The organism is Vibrio sp. Vb0349 (assembly GCF_033338975.1).
On record NZ_JAWOTS010000474.1, the window covers coordinates 1 to 1024 of the forward strand.

Consider the following 1024-nt stretch of genomic DNA (forward strand, 5'->3'; position numbering starts at 1 on the left):
GTGCTTAGTGAAGGCTTAGATAAGTTGGAAAAAGTGATTCTTGAAGTGGCGTAATTCACGCGCTTTTAAATAGCAATCACAAGTAAAGGAAACGATTGGCACCAATCGTTTCCTTTTTGTTTTTGGAAAATCGTCCTTCGCTTAACTAAATATCCTGTTTAAGTTGTAAGCGGAATCGATAAAAAAGTGTGTATCGACTCGAAAAACGTTTGCGATTCCAAGAATATCGGGTGAATTGGTAACTCGAAAAAATTACATTTGAATCAATGGCCTATGCAGTACCAATAGTAACTTACCACTCACCATTAAGGACTCAAATGAAACGTTCACTACTTGGATTAACCATGATTGCCTCTTTCAGCTGTTTGGCTGAGGGCGCTTTGGATCTCACCACGCTTTCAAACAATAATACCGACAACCTTGTATGGGTTGGACATTTGAGCCCAGACACCGATAGTGCCGTTTCCGTTATCCTTGCGTCACACATCTACGGCGGAGAAGCAGCGCTAACTGGCGAAGCGAACCCAGAAAGTAAGTTTGTGTTTGAATTTTGTGGCATGGACGCGCCAAAAGTGAAGGCGGATTTCTCTTCTCACCACATTGGTTTGGTGGATTTCAACCAATCGACTCAACTTGCAAAATCGGTTGATCCAACTTCCATCGTGGCAATCATCGACCACCACGCGATGGGCAGTTCGCCAATCAGCATGCCGCAAATCGTCACGATGGACATTCGTGCTTGGGGTTCTGCAGCAACAATTCTTACGGCAAATGCCGAGAAGTTAAACGTTAAACTGCCTAAGAATATTGCGTGTGCAGGTTTAGGGGCTATTTTGTCGGACACGGTTGTGTTCCAATCTTCGACTACCACCGAATATGACAAACAGTACGCGCAAAAGCTGGCGGACATTGCAGGCATCAAAGACATCAAAGGTTTTGGTGAACAAATGTTGTTGGCAAAATCGGATCTGAGCCATTTCTCAGCAGAGACGATTTTGACGATGGACTACAAGAACTTTGAATT

1 protein-coding gene is annotated in these 1024 nt (G+C 43.8%); it reads left to right on the forward strand.

What is annotated here, in order from left to right; genetic code table 11:
- Positions 1-317 precede the first annotated feature (317 nt).
- The coding region (locus R7Q47_RS26695; protein ID WP_318090335.1) for a DHH family phosphoesterase at positions 318-1024 on the forward strand (707 nt) is incomplete at its 3' end.